Source organism: Cellulosilyticum sp. (genome assembly GCF_982396655.1).
The window spans coordinates 80,731-99,645 of record NZ_CEVXFV010000011.1 but is presented as its reverse complement, the minus strand read 5'-3'; the positions used below and the strand labels follow the sequence as shown (position 1 = coordinate 99,645).

General features: G+C 35.0%; 17 protein-coding genes. 1 reads left to right on the top strand and 16 read right to left on the bottom strand.

The genetic code is table 11. The features are described 5' to 3' along the window. Positions 1 to 148: 148 nt before the first annotated feature. The 12 genes from AC1VAQ_RS06985 to AC1VAQ_RS06930 all read right to left on the bottom strand — a co-directional run bounded on the left by AC1VAQ_RS06985 (position 149) and on the right by AC1VAQ_RS06930 (position 12,580). A complete protein-coding gene (locus tag AC1VAQ_RS06985) occupies positions 149 to 1,081 on the bottom strand; it encodes a M14 family metallopeptidase (protein ID WP_302595489.1) in 933 nt (310 codons plus the stop codon). Continuing rightward, positions 1,078 to 2,013: a M14 family metallopeptidase gene (locus tag AC1VAQ_RS06980; RefSeq protein ID WP_302595587.1), complete on the bottom strand. Its 936-nt coding sequence runs from the start codon at positions 2,011 to 2,013 to the stop codon at positions 1,078 to 1,080. Before AC1VAQ_RS06980 ends, AC1VAQ_RS06985 begins: the two co-directional genes overlap by 4 nt. Beyond that, the gene (locus tag AC1VAQ_RS06975) at positions 2,006 to 2,788 is read right to left on the bottom strand and encodes a transglutaminase domain-containing protein (RefSeq protein WP_302595487.1); all 783 of its coding nucleotides are present in this window, start codon (positions 2,786 to 2,788) and stop codon (positions 2,006 to 2,008) included. The genes AC1VAQ_RS06980 and AC1VAQ_RS06975 overlap by 8 nt, the downstream gene beginning before the upstream one ends. Positions 2,789 to 2,805: 17 nt before the next feature. After that, complete coding sequence (locus tag AC1VAQ_RS06970) at positions 2,806 to 3,477, bottom strand: alpha-E domain-containing protein (protein WP_302595484.1); 672 nt, start codon at positions 3,475 to 3,477, stop codon at positions 2,806 to 2,808. Next, positions 3,459 to 4,772, bottom strand: coding sequence for a circularly permuted type 2 ATP-grasp protein (locus AC1VAQ_RS06965; protein WP_302595483.1), 1,314 nt, complete (start codon positions 4,770 to 4,772; stop codon positions 3,459 to 3,461). The genes AC1VAQ_RS06970 and AC1VAQ_RS06965 overlap by 19 nt, the downstream gene beginning before the upstream one ends. 88 nt (positions 4,773 to 4,860) lie before the next feature. Next, positions 4,861 to 5,868 carry a TRAP transporter substrate-binding protein gene (locus AC1VAQ_RS06960; RefSeq protein WP_302595481.1) on the bottom strand — a complete coding sequence of 336 codons (1,008 nt, stop codon included), beginning with the start codon at positions 5,866 to 5,868 and terminating at the stop codon, positions 4,861 to 4,863. 64 nt (positions 5,869 to 5,932) lie between these two features. Continuing rightward, positions 5,933 to 7,240, bottom strand: coding sequence for a TRAP transporter large permease (locus tag AC1VAQ_RS06955; protein WP_302595479.1), 1,308 nt, complete (start codon positions 7,238 to 7,240; stop codon positions 5,933 to 5,935). Positions 7,241 to 7,252: 12 nt separating this feature from the next. Next, complete coding sequence (locus AC1VAQ_RS06950) at positions 7,253 to 7,738, bottom strand: TRAP transporter small permease (RefSeq protein WP_302595475.1); 486 nt, start codon at positions 7,736 to 7,738, stop codon at positions 7,253 to 7,255. A 10-nt stretch (positions 7,739 to 7,748) separates the two neighbouring features. After that, positions 7,749 to 8,756 carry a TRAP transporter substrate-binding protein gene (locus tag AC1VAQ_RS06945; RefSeq protein WP_303243762.1) on the bottom strand — a complete coding sequence of 336 codons (1,008 nt, stop codon included), beginning with the start codon at positions 8,754 to 8,756 and terminating at the stop codon, positions 7,749 to 7,751. 191 nt (positions 8,757 to 8,947) lie between these two features. Continuing rightward, positions 8,948 to 10,498, bottom strand: coding sequence for a response regulator transcription factor (locus AC1VAQ_RS06940; protein ID WP_302595471.1), 1,551 nt, complete (start codon positions 10,496 to 10,498; stop codon positions 8,948 to 8,950). Between the two features lie 24 nt (positions 10,499 to 10,522). Next, positions 10,523 to 11,983: a sensor histidine kinase gene (locus AC1VAQ_RS06935; RefSeq protein WP_302595469.1), complete on the bottom strand. Its 1,461-nt coding sequence runs from the start codon at positions 11,981 to 11,983 to the stop codon at positions 10,523 to 10,525. A 15-nt stretch (positions 11,984 to 11,998) separates the two neighbouring features. Then, on the bottom strand, positions 11,999 to 12,580 hold the full coding sequence (locus tag AC1VAQ_RS06930) for a hypothetical protein (RefSeq protein ID WP_302595467.1): 582 nt from the start codon (positions 12,578 to 12,580) through the stop codon (positions 11,999 to 12,001). Between the two features lie 494 nt (positions 12,581 to 13,074). On the opposite strand from AC1VAQ_RS06930, the gene AC1VAQ_RS06925 reads away from it, so the two are divergent. Continuing rightward, positions 13,075 to 14,274 (top strand): dicarboxylate/amino acid:cation symporter, encoded by a 1,200-nt coding sequence (locus tag AC1VAQ_RS06925; protein WP_302595466.1) that lies wholly within the window; start codon positions 13,075 to 13,077, stop codon positions 14,272 to 14,274. A 97-nt stretch (positions 14,275 to 14,371) separates the two neighbouring features. Here AC1VAQ_RS06925 and AC1VAQ_RS06920 read toward each other — a convergent pair whose 3' ends face one another. The 4 genes from AC1VAQ_RS06920 to AC1VAQ_RS06905 all read right to left on the bottom strand — a co-directional run bounded on the left by AC1VAQ_RS06920 (position 14,372) and on the right by AC1VAQ_RS06905 (position 18,826). Continuing rightward, a complete protein-coding gene (locus AC1VAQ_RS06920; protein ID WP_302595464.1) occupies positions 14,372 to 15,811 on the bottom strand; it encodes a vWA domain-containing protein in 1,440 nt (479 codons plus the stop codon). Between the two features lie 3 nt (positions 15,812 to 15,814). Beyond that, on the bottom strand, positions 15,815 to 16,954 hold the full coding sequence (locus AC1VAQ_RS06915; protein ID WP_479903687.1) for an ATP-binding protein: 1,140 nt from the start codon (positions 16,952 to 16,954) through the stop codon (positions 15,815 to 15,817). A 12-nt stretch (positions 16,955 to 16,966) separates the two neighbouring features. Next, positions 16,967 to 17,770 carry a hypothetical protein gene (locus AC1VAQ_RS06910; protein ID WP_479903686.1) on the bottom strand — a complete coding sequence of 268 codons (804 nt, stop codon included), beginning with the start codon at positions 17,768 to 17,770 and terminating at the stop codon, positions 16,967 to 16,969. 225 nt (positions 17,771 to 17,995) lie between these two features. Continuing rightward, positions 17,996 to 18,826 (bottom strand): DUF3298 and DUF4163 domain-containing protein, encoded by an 831-nt coding sequence (locus AC1VAQ_RS06905; RefSeq protein ID WP_302595459.1) that lies wholly within the window; start codon positions 18,824 to 18,826, stop codon positions 17,996 to 17,998. Positions 18,827 to 18,915 lie beyond the last annotated feature (89 nt).

The window sequence follows — 18,915 nt, the reverse complement described above, 5'->3', positions numbered from 1 at the left end:
TGTTTAAAAGGAGTGCTATTCATTTTTAAACAGTAGTTTCGCAATTACCTATTAAATATTTATTCTTCATCCCTATAGGTGATTTCTTTCTATATATATTGCGCACCTATAAAAATTAGAAGTCTTGCCCCAAAAAAGGGCAAGACTTCTAGTCTTCCGCTATAATTAATTTATATGCCACATCTTGTGCCATAATCAATGCACTCGCATGAACGAAAAATACAATGCCTGATTGAGGTGCCCTCACTTGTCCTATAATCTTTCCAAGATTAGGTTCAATAATATGGGCAAGTATTTCACCTGCTCGCACTTCTTCCCCAGGCTTTTTAAAGGACCTGTAAATCCCAGCTTGAGTTGCCTTTATAGAAATAATATCTTCCTCATATAGCGTCGTTGTCATAAACCCTCGCTTAAGCTGCTTTGTAATAAGCCCTCTTGCTTTTAAGAACCTTAGTGTACTATGAATAGCTTCATCAGCTGAAACTTCATCGATTGTATCTGTTTCATTAGTATAAATAGAAAACGCCTGTACATTCCAGATTTGCCAATTGTAATTTAACGTTGTCGTATCATAAGGCTTAGGCTTTCGAATAACGGCATACTGCATCTCAAAATCCTTAGCTAAATTTACTGCCTCATAACCTGTTTTCATCATACGTACATGGGGTAAAAAGTGACCTGCTATATAAAAGCTTGTAAACTGAATGCCAAACTTAAAATCTTTTACATTTTCAAAAATACCTGCCGCAATACGTTGCGTCGTCTCCCCTTGGTCATATCCTGGAAACATACGATTAATATCTGTATTGTCAATTACCCAAAACCGTTTGCCACTATTCATCGAATATGGATTGGCACATGGTATTACTAAAATTTCATAACCAGCCACTAATTTCCCCTGTTCTTCTAACTTCTTTAGTCTATGTACAAGCTTTGAACAAATATATAGCTGTTGTACTTCATTGCCTCTTAACGCACCTATAATGCATACAGATTTTTCACCTTCTCCAAAGCTATATCCCTTAATACATAAAGGCTGTCTATAGAGAGACTTCATTTCATAAACTATCTTTTCTTTCATTGTATCCCTCCTAGCACTCTAGCAATCAATGAGCCATTATATACAAGTGGATATTCTCGCAAAGTAAAAATAATGCCCTCACAAGGTGCCACAACTTCTTCTAGCACTTCTCCTGTTAAAGGGCATACAATCTTACCTATCAAACTCCCCTCACCAACCTTTTCCCAATGTTTCATCTCTGATACAAAAAAGCCTGATGCATTTGCATTAACAAATCCTACCTTATGGTCGGAAGAAACAATAGGTGTCATCACTTCTTCCACCGGCCCTTCCCAAATGCCTATTTGCTGCATTAAGTTAAAGATGCCCGCCACAAGCTGCTCCCCATAAGTTTTTGTCATACGCATACCGACGCCCATTTCTACAACTAATGTAGGTACCCCCCTACTATTTAAGCTATGTGCTAAAGTCGATTGCAACACTGTAGACGCTGCATGTACCCAAACAAATTCTACATTTAAATGTTTTGCATAAGGCACTAGCTTGGCAGCTGTTTCTTCACTTACCCTCACTTGTGGTACCTCTCTTAGAAAAATATTACTTGCATGAATATCGATACATAAATCTGCTCCTATAATATCATCTATAATCTTAGCGGCTACATATTCAACCATGGCGCCATCTTGTGATCCTGGAAAAATGCGATTCATATCCAGGTCAAATAATGGAATGCCTCTTGTAATAGAATCTATCCCCTGAGGATTTAAAGCAGGATAAATATCCACAATCCCTTTCAAATATTGCTTTTCGGCCTTAATACGCCGGTTTAATTCATAGCAAACATACTGTCCCTCTAATTCATCACCATGTGTACCCGTTACAATACACAGCCTTTTTTCACCTCCTGTTAATTGCTCAGGTTGTAAGGTATGTTTTTGAATAACAAGTCTTTCGTTCACAGGTAAATCAATTGCTACAACTTCTTTAATCATCACATGTCTCCACCTTTACCATAATTTCTTGTTTCTGCGTCGTATTCCCATAAAATAAGCCTTTATCTATATTACAATCTCCATAGTCTCGCCCTATGGCCAGCTTAATATACGTATCATCTATACTGCTATTGTGGGTCGGGTCTAAACCATACCATAAACCCTCACTATAAACTTCTACCCATGCATGGGTTTCCCCTTCTCCTAGTATAAAACCTGCTACATACCGAGCTGGTATCTTTTCTGCACGACATAAGGCTAAAAAAATATGGGCATAATCTTGGCAAACGCCCTTTTTAATTTCAAATGCTTGAGCTGCCGTCGTATGTATATCTGTACACTGCGTTTCATAATACATTTCATCATTTAATTCCTCCATTAAGAATACTGCCTTCTCTAAGTCATTATAAAACTTTGGTATCTTTAATCCATTATAATAACTGGTCAAATCACCTGCTATTTGTGTATAGCTAGAGGGATATTTAAAAAGTCCCACTAAGTTTTCATCCACAAGTGGTTCCCCTTTCACACTTACAATACCGTCTACATGAAAGTAAAAATGGTTATGTGGCCTTTTAATACATCCTGTATAAAGATGATTTCCAAAACAATCTTTAGATTTTGCCAAACTTGCATACGGACTCATTTCAAAGTTTATCTCATGGACCTCTTGCATCTTGGTATGATGTGGGATGCATCTTAAGGAAAAATAATGCATCCCCACATTGTTTTCAAAAGTTAATGTTCTCTCAAAAATAAATTTTAACTTTTTCATGCTCTATCCCCTAGCCTTCAAAAAATACTTTCTAACAAATGAACAGCATGTCCCACATCCTTCACTTTATAATTTTGATTTTCACATAGTCTATCAAACGCTTCAAGGCTACTCCTATCATATTCCCAGTCGATCTTACCTATTTGTTTTTTTACCTTATCCCACTCTTTTTTCAAGTCATATTCCCCTATGCTTAGCCTTAAATATAAATCAAGACGTTCAATATATTTACCTGTTTTAATCATGTTGCGGCTTTCATCTGACGTCATATAGTCATCAAGGCTTCCCCAGAAAGCATAGATGTCATCAATAACTGGCTGCAGTGCTACAAGTGGTGCCTTACTTTCTTTGCTATTTTCAAATACATCTAATGCCATTTGAATATAAGATAAACATTCACTGCTTAAGTCATTACGCATCACAACCGCATTATGATAAGCACGTAATAAATTGGCATAAATTGAATCTGGATTATCTTTATCAAATAAATAGTCACTGACAAATTGTTCTTTAGAAAAATATACATTAGGAATGCTTAATCGCTTACAAAAATCCTTGTAAAACGTAGGTTCCTTCTCAATCATCACATCATAATATCTAAAAAATACCTTAAGTGTTGTAAACACCCTTTCTGTATAGCGTCCTAACCAAAATAAATGATTTGCTTTCTCTACTCCGATAATACCCATGTGTCTTTAAAACCTCCTCCTTGTGATGAATTCACTACAAATGAATCCTCATTTCTTGAAAATCTTGTTAAACCACTTGCCCAAACCTTGACATCTGCTCCTGTTAAAACGAAAGCACGTAAATCTGCCTTTCGTTCTACACATTCTTGCCCGTCCATAATCTCTAAGTCTATAAAATCAACTATTTCCTGGGCAATAAAACGTCTTGGCTCTTTTATAATGGTCTGTTTTAACTGTTCAAGTGCCACTTCATCTAAATCTTTTCCAAAGACAACGCCATAACCGCCAGCTTCAGAAACATCTTTTATAACAAGCTTTTCTAAATGTGTCATTACATACTCAAAATCTTTTTTATAAAATGGCAAATATGTAGGTGCATTTTTTAAAATGGGTTCTTCCCCTAAGTAATAACGAATCATCATCGGTACAAAGTAATAAATCCCTTTGTCATCTGCTACCCCATTACCTGGTGTATTAATAATCGCCACATTACCAGCTGCATAAGCTTCCATTAAATGCGGAATACCGATTAAGGAGTCTTCATAAAACGTCATCGGATCTAAGTACTCATCTGAAATACGACGATATAATGCCCCTACCTTCTGTTTATCACCTCTATAATCTTTGAAATAAAGTATGTTCTCATCTACAAAAAGCTCATTGCACGTAGCCAAGACCGCTCCTGTTTGTTCTGCCAAATAGGCATGTTCAAAAAAGGCTGCATTATAACGTCCTGGTGTCATAATGACATTAATACCTCCGGTATTGACATAATCCATCATCTCTTTTAGAAGCTTACCATAATCCCTATTATCCACCACATGATGATGAACAAATGTCATAGGACTAGCTCTTCTTGTCATTTCTCTTGCAATCATAGGGTAAGACGCACCTGAGGGCACTCTTAAATTATCCTCCAAAACATACCATGTCCCCTCTTTTGCCTGTACTAAATCAATCCCTGAAATATGGCTAAAGATTGCCTTAGGCGGCAAGATTCCCTCACACTGTGGCAGATATCCTTTAGATGAAAATATAAACTCCTCTGGAATAATCCCTTCTTCTACAATTCGCTTTTCCCCATAAATATCTAATAAAAACTTATTAAGTGCAGTCACTCTTTGAATAAGTCCCTTTTCTAAATATGCAAACTCCTCTTTAGAAATCACCCTAGGAATAGCATCAAAGGGAAATAGTTGTTCATGAAATACCTTATTTTTATAAATTCCAAACTTTACCCCATATCGTGCTAATAACTGATTAATACTCTCTCTGTGTTTAATAAGTTCATGCATGTCGATTCCCCCTAATAAAAAATAAAAAAAAGCGAAGTGGCTCTTTTAATAAGCCCCTTCGCTTTCTTTCATCATACAACTGACCTTGCTAATAGTCAATATTTTTTAAATATTTAATTTCTTCAATTTGTCTAATAATGTTTTCATATTTGCTGCCAAATGCCTCATACAAACCTTTGGAGGCCTCTTTTAAACCAGATTTTATTTCTTCTGATAACGCAACAAACTGTACACCCTGATCCTTTAACCGTGCAATCGCCTCTTGTTCTCTCTCATTCCATAAAGTACGTTCATATGCACCTGCTTCCTTAGCTGCTTCCAAAATAATAGCTTGATCCGCCTTACTGAGCTTCTTCATAATATGCTGTGAAGCAACTAATAACTCCGGCATTCTTGTATGCTCATCTAAAATATAATATGGACATACTTCATACTGCTTGTAGGTTTCATAAGTTGGAATATTATTTTCAGCACCATCTAATGACCCATTTAATATGGCAATATAAATGTCCCCTTCTGACAGTGACTCTGGTTTTGCACCTAAATCCTCACACATGGCATACATGAGACTATTTTTTTGCACACGAATTCTTTGATCTTGAAAATCTTCAATACGCGTTATCTCTTTAGTGAAATAAAAGCTTCTTGCTCCTGCATCATACCAGGTAAGTCCCATTAAACCTGCTTCACCTAAGGCCTCTAACATACTTTGTCCCACTTCGCCCTCTAATACGCGCCACATATGGGCACTATCTGCATATAAGTAAGGTAGCATGAGCGCATGCAACTGGTCTACATATTCTGCTAAAGGGCCTATGGAAACTCGACCAAAGGCGATGTTACCACTTTGCATTTCTTTAATAACTTCTGTTTCTTCTCCTAATTTACCATCTGTATATATCTCTATCTGAATTCTTCCTGCTGTCTTTTCTTTTACCAAATCTGCAAATTTCTGATTGGCAATAGAAGTGGGGTAATCTATTCCTTGAACTTCTGCTAATTTAAATACTTGCTTTTGATCTAACTTCATACTTGTTAAAATAATGGTTCCTATCACCAATATCATACCTATCACAATCTTGTGATTTCTATTCACCTTTTTACCTCCAAACGTAAAAAATAGGCTGTCCTAGTTTCAACTAGAACAACCTATTTTATCATTATTTCAGCAAACCTGCCATAGCTGGTAACCAAAGTGTTAATGGTTCAAAGAATGTGACTAATAATAACACCACAATAGTGGCTGCAAAGTATGGTAATAATGTCTTAATAACCTGCTCAATAGATACATTGGATACCTTACATCCTGTAAAGAGAATTGCACCTACTGGCGGTGTAATACAACCAATACATAAGTTAAATGTCATCATTACACCAAAATGTACTGGATGCATACCAAAGCTCTCTACGATTGGTAAAAAGATTGGTGTAAAGATTAAAATAGCAGGTGTTGGGTCCATAAATGTCCCAAGCACTAATAAAATCACATTCATAATAAGCAAGATAATCACTGGATTACTAGAAATACCAAGTAACCCTGAGGCAATTAAATCTGGAATTTTTGTAAAGGCAAGAATCCAAGACATAATTGAAGATAAGCCGATTAAGAATACAATAATACTTGTAAGCTTTGCAGATTCAAGTAAAATTCTTGGTAAATCTGATACTTTAATGTTTTTATAAATGAATGATAAAATTAATGCATAACATACTGCAATTGCAGAACCTTCTGTAGGTGTGAATACGCCGCCAAGAATCCCGCCAATTACAATAACGATTAATAATAAACTTGGAAGTGCTTCTAAAAATGTTTTCACAACCACTTTAAATGGTACGCGTGCTCTACCTTTGTACCCTCTCTTCTTCGCCATAAGATAGGCAATAACCATTACGGCAATCCCCCAGAGAATTCCTGGAATATACCCAGCTAAGAATAAAGATGTAATTGATACACCGCCAGCTACTGTTGAGAAAATAATTAATGTATTACTCGGTGGAATTAAAATTCCTGTTGGTGCAGATGCAATATTAACTGCTGCTGCATAATCTTTGTCATAACCTTCTTCTTCTTCTAATGGCCCCATAATCCCACCAATTGCTGCACAAGCTGCAGAACCAGAACCAGAAATAGCGCCAAATAACATATTCGCCACAACATTAGTAAGTGCTAATGAACCTGGAAGTCTACCTACTAATACAAGCGCTAAGTTAACGAGTCTTCTTGCAATCCCTCCATTATTCATAATAATCCCTGCTAAGATGAAGAATGGAATGGCAAGTAAGGTGAAAGAATTAATCCCTGTAAAGATTTTTTGTGCTGACATTAATGCTGCCTTTGCTCCTGGTAATACGACAACCATTGAAAGGGCTGCCCCTATTCCAACACTAATACTAATTGGTGTTTTAATATAAAGTAAACCGAGAATGACAACAATCATAATCAGTCCACATATAAGTGCTGTATTCATGAATGTTTCCTCCTATTGTGCTTTGTTTGATTTAAATGATTTCACGTCATCAATGATATTACACACTGAATAAAACATTGATAAAACGCCACTTACTGGCAATGCAAGATAAACAATCCCCATAGGAATCGATAATGCCGAGTCTGTCTGGCTCATAGCGTGTATTGCAATATAGCCACCGCCATAAGTTAAAACAATTGTGGCAAATAAGAAGATGCAAACCTGTACAATAATCTCAAGAATTGTTTTTGTCTTAAATGAATATTTGTTCACAAAGAATTCAATTGCCATATGCTCTCTTTTACCTACAACATAAGCTGCTGTAATTAATACTAACCATACAAATAAATACTTTGCCAATGCTTCTGTTATAGAACTTGGTGCTTTAAATACAAAACGTGTTACAACTTGCCATGTTACAAGAATTGTCATGATGGCTAATATGGCACACGCAAGCCACTCTGTACATTTATTAATGATATTTCTTAATTGATTCATGTTAATCCTCCTATCGTGCGACCGCTTTAACTGCATCATAGACAACTTTGACTTCTGGATTTTGTGTTAATTCTGCATGAAGAGGTTTTACTGCTTCTTTTAAAGATGCCACATCCACATCCTCTATAATGTTGGCGCCATTGTCTTTTACACTTTGAAGGTATTTTTCTGTTTCTGCTTCCCAAAGCTCATACTCATATTCTCTTGCAATACGTGCAGCTTCATCAAATGCTGCCTGATCTTCTTCAGAAAGGTCTTCATAAAGGTCATTATTAACAACGACATAATCTGGTACGATTAAATGTCTTGTATACGAATAATATGGTGCAATCTCATAATGCTTTGTATTGGCATAAGAAGCTTCATTATTTTCAGCCCCATCTACTACCCCTGATTGAATAGCTGTAAATACTTCGCCAAAAGACATTGGCGTCGCTGCACCACCAAGACATTTCATCATTTTAATATATGTATCTGATTCAGCCGTACGAATTTTCATCCCCTTTAAATCAGCTACTGATTCAATGGGTTTATTAGCATACATATTACGTGTCCCTGCTGTAAACTGAGAAGCTACTTTTAAGTTATATTCTTCTGCTTGTCCAAATAATGTTGCGACTTCTGGTGAGTCTTCAAAGAATGTTTTTTGATGTGCTTCATCATCAAATAAGAATGGCATTTCAAAAGTTAAGAAGCCATCTACCATACTTGAAAGGATTGGATTCCCAACTACAGCCATCTCAATAATACCGTATTGTACTTGTTCTAATGTTTCTCTTTGAGGTCCTAATAGTTCATTTGGATAAACCTCAAATTTATATCTACCATCTGTAAGCTCAGTAAATACTTCTCCCATTTTCTTAACTGCCATGGTCTGAGGATGATCTTCAGTTTGAATAACGGCTACATTCCAAACTTTTTGTTTGACACCTGCTGATGTTTCTACCCCGCAGCCTGACATAACCACTGTCATTGCCATACCTGTTATAAGCGCTACTAATGCTTTATATTTTTTCAACGTTACCTTCCTCCAAGCTAATTACTAATTATATAAAAATTATAGCAAACATCAGTATTGGCACTCTATTTCATATATTGTTATAAACTTCACTTTTTTGCCCTATTTTTTATAAGGCAAACTTTTATAGCACAATATTGTTTTCTATTTTTCACAAAAACAATATAAGAATAGGCCCAGCCCTAAAAAACTTAGCTGAACCTATTCTTATATTGACTTGGGGCAACCCCCTCTATTCTTTTAAATACCCTTGTAAAATAATTAGCATTCTCATAGCCTACTGCAATTCCTACATCTTTTACACTCATCTTCGTTTTTTCTAAAAGCTGCTTTGCCTTATCAACCCTCAGAGATGTAATATAGTCTACATAGCTCATATTCATATATTCTTTCATTAATTTTGTAAAGTAAAAAGAACTAAAACCTATCATACTTGCTGCTTCTTCTAAGGAAATATCTTCGTTATAATGTACTTCTAGATATCTGCAAATCTTCTCAATAAGCATTTGATTGCGGTCTGGCATCTGGCCCATCATGTTCTTGGCATATGTCATCAGACGGTTATAGAAGTTTTCCATCTCTATGTAACTTGAAATATCACTGGCTATTCGCTCTGCATGTGGCATTAAACATTGTGATGCGTTTCTACGCATCGCTCGTTCTATCATTGTATATAGTCCTTGAATCTCATTTCTAAATTCTATAAATTCACATTCACTCTTTAAATCTGCTATAAGCCTTATGATTGCTTCTCTAGCCGCCTCAAATTCTTTTTTGCGAATATATTCTATGACATCATCTTCTATCTCATAAGGATAACTCTTCTTTTCCTTATACGTTAGCTCAAATAGTCTTTCCTTTTCCTGTTCTAATACTGCTGGAATGTCTCCTGCCTGCATAACTGGTTTTGAAAGCTGATACGAAATAGACATCCCAATTAGTCTGATACATTCATCTAAATCTTCTTTTAGTTTCTTTTCTATATTGGCTACCCTACTGGCATAATCTATTTGTGCCCGCTCCTCCTGCTCTACTATGAAAATAACTGTCATTAAATCTTTGAGTTCTCCTGTAAGCGCAATAATCTCATTTTGTTCACACTTACGTTCTAGCTTACATTTTAAACGTTCTTTAATGAATTCTTTTTGAATACTGCCAATCTCCTCATACTGAGCAATCGTTGTAAAGTCAATCAAACCTATAACTGCACATGCCATCTTTATATCCATTAGATGTAGATATTGCGTAATTCGTTCTTCTTTGGCATTATTGTCCAGTAAGAGTTCTTTTAATTCCATCTGAAACTTTCTTTTAATCACAGAAAATTCCTGCTCCATCTTTTCTGTATAGGCAGCAGGTAACTTTTCTTCTTCTAACTTATGCATAACCTTTTCTATATACTTGCATACTTCATCCACATCTACAGGCTTAAGTAAAAATTCATCTACTCTTAGCGAAATAGCTTCTTTGGCATAATCAAAATAATCATAAGCTGTAATAAAAATCATATTGGCATCTGGTAAAAATTCTCTTAATCTCCTTGCCACCTCAATCCCAGAACATCCGGGCATTTTTATATCTAGGAAAACAATTTGCGGTTTAAATACTTTTGCCAGTTCAGTCGCTTCTAAACCATTACTGGCCTCTTTAATTTCAAACTTCCCTTGAAACCTTTGGCTTATAATATGCTTCATCGCTTCTCTTTCGATATATTCATCTTCCACCAATAATAACCTTAACATATTCTTCAACCTACACTTTCCTGCTTATGATAAAATTTCAATTGTAAATAATGTACCACGTCTTACACTAGAATAAATTTTATAATTCACCTTATCATTAAATAGCATATTTAAACGATATACTACATTTTGAATGCCTATATGCTGCTCTTGATCCATACGTACTGTTTGAGGCCTACACTGCTTACGTAGTGCTGCAAGTTTTTCTTTTTCCATGCCTATGCCATCATTAAATACACGTAGGATTACATATTCTCTCCGTCTGGTTATGCGTACAACAATCTTACCCTTTCCCATCTTTTCTTCTAGTCCATGACGAAAGGCGTTTTCCACAATAGGTTGTAAAATAAAAGGTGGCACTTCTATTTCCTCCTGAATTTCACTCCTTACTTCATATTCCAGCTTACTCCCTAATCTTGCTTTTAATATATAAAGATACTTCTGAGCCATATCCAGTTCTTCATCTAAACTTACCAAGGCCGTAGTTTTTTTTAGGCTATATCGCATAAACCCTGACAATGCCATTATTAAATCATAAACCTTTCGGTTATCTTCCATAATTGCCATCATCGATATAACATTTAATGTATTAAATAAGAAATGAGGCTGAATCTGAAATTGTAAACCTTGTAACTGTGCTTCTTTTAGCAACTCATTCATATGACTTCTTGCTAGCTTTTCTTCTGCTAATTTTAATTCCAATTGTGCCTTTTCATCTGCTTTTTGATTTAACTGTTCCATCGTTCTAATCAGGCCATTGAAACTTGCTATAATTTCCCTAATTTCCTCAGGTCCTTCTTGAATCTGAAGTACTTCTGATTTATTTCCCTTTGCCACACGTTTCGTAAGGGCCAATATATTACCAATCAGTTCTTCTAGGTATCTACTATACCTTAAGCATAGATACATAATCATGCCAACTATACCAAAGGCTATACTCATCAAACTATACTGAAGCATCTTATTCTTTTTTAAGCTTGCTTGTAAAAGTGCTTCGTTTTCTTTAACACTACAAGAAATCATTTCTTGAATATAAATATCGATGCGATTTAATATCTCTATGACCTCTAAATACTGCTCATGCGCTAACGTTTCACTAAGCAGCCTCGCTTTTTCTTCATACTGCTCTACCAAGTACGCTGTTACACGAAGTCGTAATTTAATATCAACAGATGTAGTCTTATCTCTAATCGTTGCAATTAACTCTTTTACTTCTTTTGCATGATTACTCATTTGCTGCTTTTCATCACCGCTCATAGTATACATCATCTGATTAATCACTTTCTTACTACCATCTATTTCTTCTGATAATTTACTCATCATAGAAATATATTGTAGATACTGACTATGATTTTCCATCGTTGTATAATTTAAACTAAATGTTATAACCATCAGACTTCCAATTATAATTCCTATAGCCGCAAAAACACTCAGCAGCTGCATACCAAGTGATGTATTCTTTATATAATGTATGATTTTCTTCATGATTACTCCCATATGTCATCTGCACACAAAACATATCTCTAGCTGATTTTCTTGAATAGCTATCTTAAAAGAATCTTCTTTGAATGTCTCTTGCCACCTTTTTGTAGCTTCACTGAAGCTCTCATAATCTTGCCCATTATCTAGATAATCCGCTTTTTCCACAATTTCCTTAAAGTTCACCTGTCCTGTAAAGAAAAACTGTATCCAAATCTCAGCTTTTCTCTGACTTACCTCTATATGTAATTTAAGAGGATTCATCATACCTTGTGTCACGCTTAATACACCTTTGATATAGGCTACCATTGTATAATGTGGTATAAATACCGTTGTAATATCTCCATTTTCTATGTAGGTATAATCAATTAACGCTTCATTTTTTAATTTAAACAGTTCACAACACTTAAGTACCATATTCATTTCTTTTGTTGCTGTTACTTTTTTGCCTACTTCATTCCACCTATACTTCAAGAGATGGCTATAGATATTAATCATCTTTTCTGTTGTAAAAGCATTCTCAATGACCGCCATTCTTGAAATACTATTAAGTTCTTGTAAAAAATTATGCAATAATACGTTATTCATATAGTAGTCTTTCATTTTTTAATTCCTCACATGGATTTCGAACAGTTCCTTTGTCACTATTATACTATAAAATTCCATATTATGATGATTAATAACAATTTATTCGCATTTTGCACAGATAGGTTTAGCTATAACTCTTTCTTTGCTGTGTATCTCCTTCATTTATCTGTAGTATTTTTCACAAAACATCTCCTTTCTAATTTAGCATTTTCCACAACCCCCATTGTCCCATGACCATATTTTATCATTATGTGCTTTAAACTTTGCTCAATTTACGCCATCTTGCAAATGTGGTTTCGGCTTATCTCTTTTCAGTTGTCCGCGCCTTAAAAACATACTATTTAAATATTTAGTACGTATTTTTTTATTTTATATCAAAAAAATATATTTTTTTATTTTGTCTAATAATATCGATTGACAAAAACATTTTTTCATTGTATAGTCTCATATAAATACAAATGTTTTTTACACGAATACACACCTATACATACCATACAGGGAGGACATACATGAAAAAGTTATCACTTATATCTAGAATTGTAATTTGTTTAATCATTGGCATCTTAGCAGGTCTTGTTTGTAATATGCTTACACTAGATGCGCCTATTCGTATTTTAGTAACGCTTGGCGATTTATTTGGAAGCTTCTTATCCTTCATGATTCCATTAATTATTATAGGGTTCATTATTCCTGGTATCGCTTCACTTGGCAAAAAGTCTGGCAAGGGGCTTTTAATTACAACTATTATTGCTTATACTTCTACAATCATTGCAGGGGTTTTAGCTTTCTTAGCAGGACGCACACTATTACCTTTATTTATTCAAGGCAGTAATATGTTTGAAGAAGCTGGTCAAAGCGTGACATCTTATTTTTCTATTGAGATTCCACCTATTATGGGGGTTATGTCTGCTTTAGTTCTTGCCTTTGTATTAGGTATTGGATTATCTGGCCTTAAAAATAGTGTTTTATTAAAATGCATGGAAGAGTTCAATCAAATTGTTTTAAAAGTTGTTCAAAATGTACTCATTCCATTAGTCCCAATCTACATAGGATGTATCTTTGCTAAAATTAGCTTTAATGGCGAAATTATCTCTACACTTAAATCTTTTGGAACCGTTTATGTGATTTTACTTTCACTTCAAATAGCTTACATCCTCATTCAATATCTCATTGCAGGATGGGTTAAGAAAGACAATCCATTTAAAATGCTTAAAAATATGATGCCTGCTTATTTTACAGCAGTAGGGACACAATCTTCTGCTGCAACGATTCCTGTCACATTAGCTTGTGCGAAGAAAAATCATATCAATGAAGAAGTTTTAGGTTTCGTAATCCCACTGGGTGCAACAATTCATTTAGCAGGAGATACCATTACATTAGTCCTTACTTCTATGGCTGTTATGCTTATGAAAGGTGAGGTACCTACATTTTCTCTCATGATGCCATTCATTTTAATGTTAGGCGTAACAATGGTGGCTGCACCTGGTGTTCCTGGCGGTGGCGTTATGGCTGCGCTTGGCCTTCTAGAATCTATGCTTGGTTTTGGCGGTTTTGAAAAACCACTTATGATTGCCCTACATGCAGCCCAAGATAGCTTCGGTACAGCAACAAATATTACAGGGGATGGGGCTATTTCAGTACTTGTTGAGGCCGTACTTGATAAAAATCCTACTCCCTCTTCAGTCATCACTGATTTAGAAGCTTGTTAATTTTTCAGGTAAATATATAAAAATAGAGGATTAAAATCTTTATGCAAAGATTTTAATCCTCTATTTTTATATTTAAGTCTTAGAGAAACTCAGTAGCTTATAGACTAGGGGCTTGATTGTTCATAGAGTAGCCATCACTTCTTACATCACTCATGTCTAAATCCTGAACCTTTACTTCTATCTGACTTAGTTTCTTTACCGCACCATACGGCTCTTTTAAAGAAAGTGTCTGCCCTCTTCCAGAAATAACCCAAAGTACCTTGTAGCCCCTTGGTATAACCTTTAATGTTTCTTCGCCTTTACCATCTGTAAAATAAATAAGTAAATCGATGTTCTTCTTATTGGCATAGTCAAAAACTGGTGTAAACTTCGTACCTCCAGCAATATGCATCCTTTCTTTTATATCCTTGCTTGTGCGTACTGTATAACAACGTCTAATCTGATCATCACATTCTATAATGGTAATTTCATGATTATAGTTTTTTACAATCTGAAGCACTTCTTTTACTGCTTGAGTAAACTCTTCATCGCTAATACTACCACTTATATCAAAGGCAACTGCTATTTCTGCCTTATGACTTCTAAGGTTTCCTCGTAGGTCTAGTCGCTCAGGCTGCCTGCGATTGCGTCTTGTCATCGTCTTCTTATAATGACTCTCTACACTCCCCATTAAGCGACTAAGATATATGTTCCAGGGTAGTTCCCCTCTACTACTTTTAAGAGCTGCTATCATACTGCCTAAATAAGCTGGTATCTCCCCTTTTTGTGAACGACTCACAAATTTCTCAGTGAAATCTTGTAGCGTCTTTTCCTCTATTTCTTCTGAAGCCGCCCATATATCATGTGTCTTTTCCGGGTCATATGCTCTAGCAATGCCTTCTTCTCCCTCTTCTTTGTCTTCCGCCTCTTCACTTTCACCTTTGGCACCTGCCTCACCTTCATCATCCGCATCTTGTAAGTCAAAGGCCAACTGCAACTTTTCTGCATAATATTCAAAAGTCCCATAGTGTTCTAGATCTAACTGATACTGATTGTTAATCTGCTCAATAGTTGTTGCATAAGGCGGCAAGTTACCTAAGTACTGATTGACTACTACATCCATTGCCATATTAATTGCTAAATCTGTATATTTGCCTTTTAAATTTTTAGCACGGACTAAATGTAATGAAACAATATGAAGTATTTCATGCTTAATGCTTGTCTCCATTTGGCTTAATGTAAGATTTAAAAAGATTAACGGATTAAAATACATCACATATTTGGCCCCTTTAAAATTAACACCTGTAGGACTTGCTAAATCAAACTTGATTTCCCTATTCATCTGAAACAAAAAATAACCATAGAAGTTATCCTGCTCCTCCATTAAGCTCAAAGTCACCTGATCTACAAGTTTAAAAAAAGATTCTTTAAATGCTTTTGGCACTGTTACTTCAATGCTTTCACCTTTACGATTAGCTTTTAGCATTGCATGGGTACTTATAACTGCATTTGCTTTTTCAATTAAGCTATTTACTTGTTCTTCAAAATAAGTTGCCATTTTTTATCCTCGAATTGATGCATAAGCCTCAAAATATAAGTCCGTAAAAGCATCACTTTCTAATGCATTTTTATAAACCTGTGGAAAACTGTTTTTCATCTCTTTCATAAGACCTACCCTTAAATCCATAGGATAGCCTCTTAAAAATTCTATCCAACGTGAGATGTATGCCATACTGCTTACTGCCTCTATATTGCCATTTTCAAATTGTTCTTCTAATCTCTTTATAATATTCATTGCAGATAAATAAAGCCTTGTATGTGTCTCAGCCTTAAGTTTGTCTATAATAGCCGCATCAAGCACTTCTCCATTAAATACCTCTTCATACGTGATGATTGGACTTGCATCCGCCTCAATAAAGCTCATAAATTCTTCTGCAATGACTTTCCCCACATTTCCTTTGATTACATTTAAAAATACAGCTCTTGGTATGCTTTCTTTTTGTGCTTTATAAATCTTATAACTCTTAGAAACTCTTTCATAACTTCTAGGTGTAGCACGTACATCCTCTTCATTTCTTTGATTTAAGTATTCTGGAAATGTTGAAATAAATTCGATAACTTTTTCTTCAATGTCTGCACCTACTGCCCACTTAAGCCACTGCATGTAATCACTTTCCATTTGCAGCCATACAAATCTATTTTCTTGTGCCGCATCCATATCTACAACCTGATAATCAAAATTACTGCCATACTTACTAGAAGGATTCATGGCTGCTAAAATATTGACCTTATCATTTAATTTATAACCATTTATTTCACGATTTAAAATCAGGTTCATTAACTCCTGTTGTACCGTATGTTCACAGCGGTTAATCTCATCTATGAATAGAAGTACATCTTTTCCTTGTCTAATTGTCTCATCAATTTCACGTAGTTTATGATGCACCGCATATATGGTTGTTTTCTTTTGAACTGCCTTTCCCTGCTCATCGATTACTTCATAACTTTCTACCGTTGGTAGACCACCAATTTCTCCCTCTTTTAATAAATTGCCGTCAATGACAATCAAATGCCATTTATTCATGGCTGCTAATTCTTTAGCTAGAGCAGTTTTCCCAATACCACTTTCTCCTATTATTAAGGGTACCTCTCCTGTAGCTAATACTAACGCTGCACTTTGTAATGTTTCTGTAAAATTCATCACTTTGTTCTCCTATAACATCCTTAATCTCTCATCTACTGTAATGCGCTTTGCCTTTTTACTGCCGTATTTATAAATAAACATCACCTTATCAAGAGCAATATTATGACTATTTCTATCAATCACACTGCAGTTTAAGAAATCCCTCACGTACTTTTCATCTACATTTTCTTCAGATAAGACTTGTCTTAAAACTTCTTCTAATGTTTCTGTACTTATTTTCTTTGACACATATTTAATGACTAAAATATTAGCTTTTAAAAATGTTATTATTTTTTCTTCGCTTAAGTCTGCAATGAAATTAATCGCTGCTTCATTCGCCTTAACTGCCATCAACTGTGCTGTTTCACTTGGGCAGGCAATATATCTTAAAGCATCATAGCTCTGGCTTACGGCTTCCTCCTGTACGCTCTCATACGGCTCTTTAATATATTTTATAGCATCATAATTTTGCTTAACTGCCATTAGCTGCAATGCCTCACTTGGTGCTTTAACATATTGGATTGCCCAACCAGACGCCCTAATGGCTAATCTAATAATTTCTTCCGGTGGATTTGCAATCACGCCGAGAAGGCTCCAGCCACTTTGAATAGCCATTTCCATCATTTCATAAGTTGGCTCTGCGACAAATTTAATAGCTCTTGGATTATTTGCCACCGCTATTTGCGCCATCTCTTGTGTTGGATTTTTAATATATTCTAATACTAAACCATTTTTCTGAACGGCCAATAATTTCATTTCATCCGTAGGACTGTTAATCATCTTTATAATAGAAGGATTATTATTAATGGCACTTATCATCTTTGATTCTTCCATAATATTCCCTTTCTAGCACTTTTATATAATAATTATTATTATATATGATAAATTATTATCTATTACTTCTCTAGTATAGTCTATAATTTTTAAGCCCGCAACTCATAATCCCTCGTTTTAAATAGCACAAAAAGAAGGAGATGTCACCTAAAGCACCTCCTTCTTTTTGATAATGCTATTGCTTTAATTACTGAACTTATAGCAACATGATAAATTGTATTATGATTATTTATATGCTTCTTTTAAATATGGGAATGTACTAAGTGGAATATAAAATGTCTTAGTGCCTTCTGCCTGAGGTGTGAAAACATATTCATTCATTAAGACTACAATACCTGAATCTGATAAGTACCAATTACCTTCTGCAAGGCATTCTTCAACATGATCTTTATAGCCATAATATAAGTAACCTTTATCATCATCAACAGCATCCTTAATCTCATCAACAATATAATCATGAATATATTGTTGTGCCTTCGTTTCATCAGTTACAATATCTTTAAACGTTAAAAGCTCACCTGTATTTAAATCAAAGTTTTCTATAGAACGTTTAGGTCCGGTAGTTTCATCACCTGTATAGCTGCTATCTAACTTAATAAAGCTTATCACTTTATCGCCTTGATGCGCTAGCGTATAAGTATTATTGAGTTCATATCCTTTCCAAGAATTAGGATCGCCTTCATCACTCTTATAAACTTCTTTGTTGTAGTATTCTTTAGCTGCCTCATAAGCCACTTCTTTTTGCTTATTAACCGCTTCTACTTGTGCTTTATAATAATCATTAATCTTATTAACCGCTGCATTTTCACTACTTGCAGTTAAAATAGGGTAATTGCCTCTGATTTTTACAAGTAATGAACCTTTTCTACCATCTCTAATTTCTCCACCTAGCTTTTTAAATGTTACTTGTACTGCTTGTTTTTCCTGATTCGTCGTCTCAACTTTTGTTGTCTCTGTATTATTTGTGTTATCTGTAGTAACTGCTTGTGCTTGAACACTTAAGCTACCACCTAACATAGCTGCTGCAAATGCCCATGCCCAAATTCGTTTTTTCATACTAACACCTTCTATTCTTGTTTTACTCTACATTTATATGCTTCTTTGAAATTTTTATCACATATTTATTGACTAATATTCACTTTTTG

Bases quoted from the DNA above. Each gene is read 5' to 3' on its own strand.
- AC1VAQ_RS06985 (WP_302595489.1), bottom strand. From the start codon at position 1,081: ATGAAAGAAAAGATAGTTTATGAAATGAAGTCTCTCTATAGACAGCCT.
- AC1VAQ_RS06980 (WP_302595587.1), bottom strand. From the start codon at position 2,013: ATGATTAAAGAAGTTGTAGCAATTGATTTACCTGTGAACGAAAGACTT.
- AC1VAQ_RS06975 (WP_302595487.1), bottom strand. From the start codon at position 2,788: ATGAAAAAGTTAAAATTTATTTTTGAGAGAACATTAACTTTTGAAAAC.
- AC1VAQ_RS06970 (WP_302595484.1), bottom strand. From the start codon at position 3,477: ATGGGTATTATCGGAGTAGAGAAAGCAAATCATTTATTTTGGTTAGGA.
- AC1VAQ_RS06965 (WP_302595483.1), bottom strand. From the start codon at position 4,772: ATGCATGAACTTATTAAACACAGAGAGAGTATTAATCAGTTATTAGCA.
- AC1VAQ_RS06955 (WP_302595479.1), bottom strand. From the start codon at position 7,240: ATGAATACAGCACTTATATGTGGACTGATTATGATTGTTGTCATTCTC.
- AC1VAQ_RS06950 (WP_302595475.1), bottom strand. From the start codon at position 7,738: ATGAATCAATTAAGAAATATCATTAATAAATGTACAGAGTGGCTTGCG.
- AC1VAQ_RS06940 (WP_302595471.1), bottom strand. From the start codon at position 10,498: ATGTTAAGGTTATTATTGGTGGAAGATGAATATATCGAAAGAGAAGCG.
- AC1VAQ_RS06935 (WP_302595469.1), bottom strand. From the start codon at position 11,983: ATGAAGAAAATCATACATTATATAAAGAATACATCACTTGGTATGCAG.
- AC1VAQ_RS06930 (WP_302595467.1), bottom strand. From the start codon at position 12,580: ATGAAAGACTACTATATGAATAACGTATTATTGCATAATTTTTTACAA.
- AC1VAQ_RS06925 (WP_302595466.1), top strand. From the start codon at position 13,075: ATGAAAAAGTTATCACTTATATCTAGAATTGTAATTTGTTTAATCATT.
- AC1VAQ_RS06920 (WP_302595464.1), bottom strand. From the start codon at position 15,811: ATGGCAACTTATTTTGAAGAACAAGTAAATAGCTTAATTGAAAAAGCA.
- AC1VAQ_RS06915 (WP_479903687.1), bottom strand. From the start codon at position 16,954: ATGAATTTTACAGAAACATTACAAAGTGCAGCGTTAGTATTAGCTACA.
- AC1VAQ_RS06910 (WP_479903686.1), bottom strand. From the start codon at position 17,770: ATGGAAGAATCAAAGATGATAAGTGCCATTAATAATAATCCTTCTATT.
- AC1VAQ_RS06905 (WP_302595459.1), bottom strand. From the start codon at position 18,826: ATGAAAAAACGAATTTGGGCATGGGCATTTGCAGCAGCTATGTTAGGT.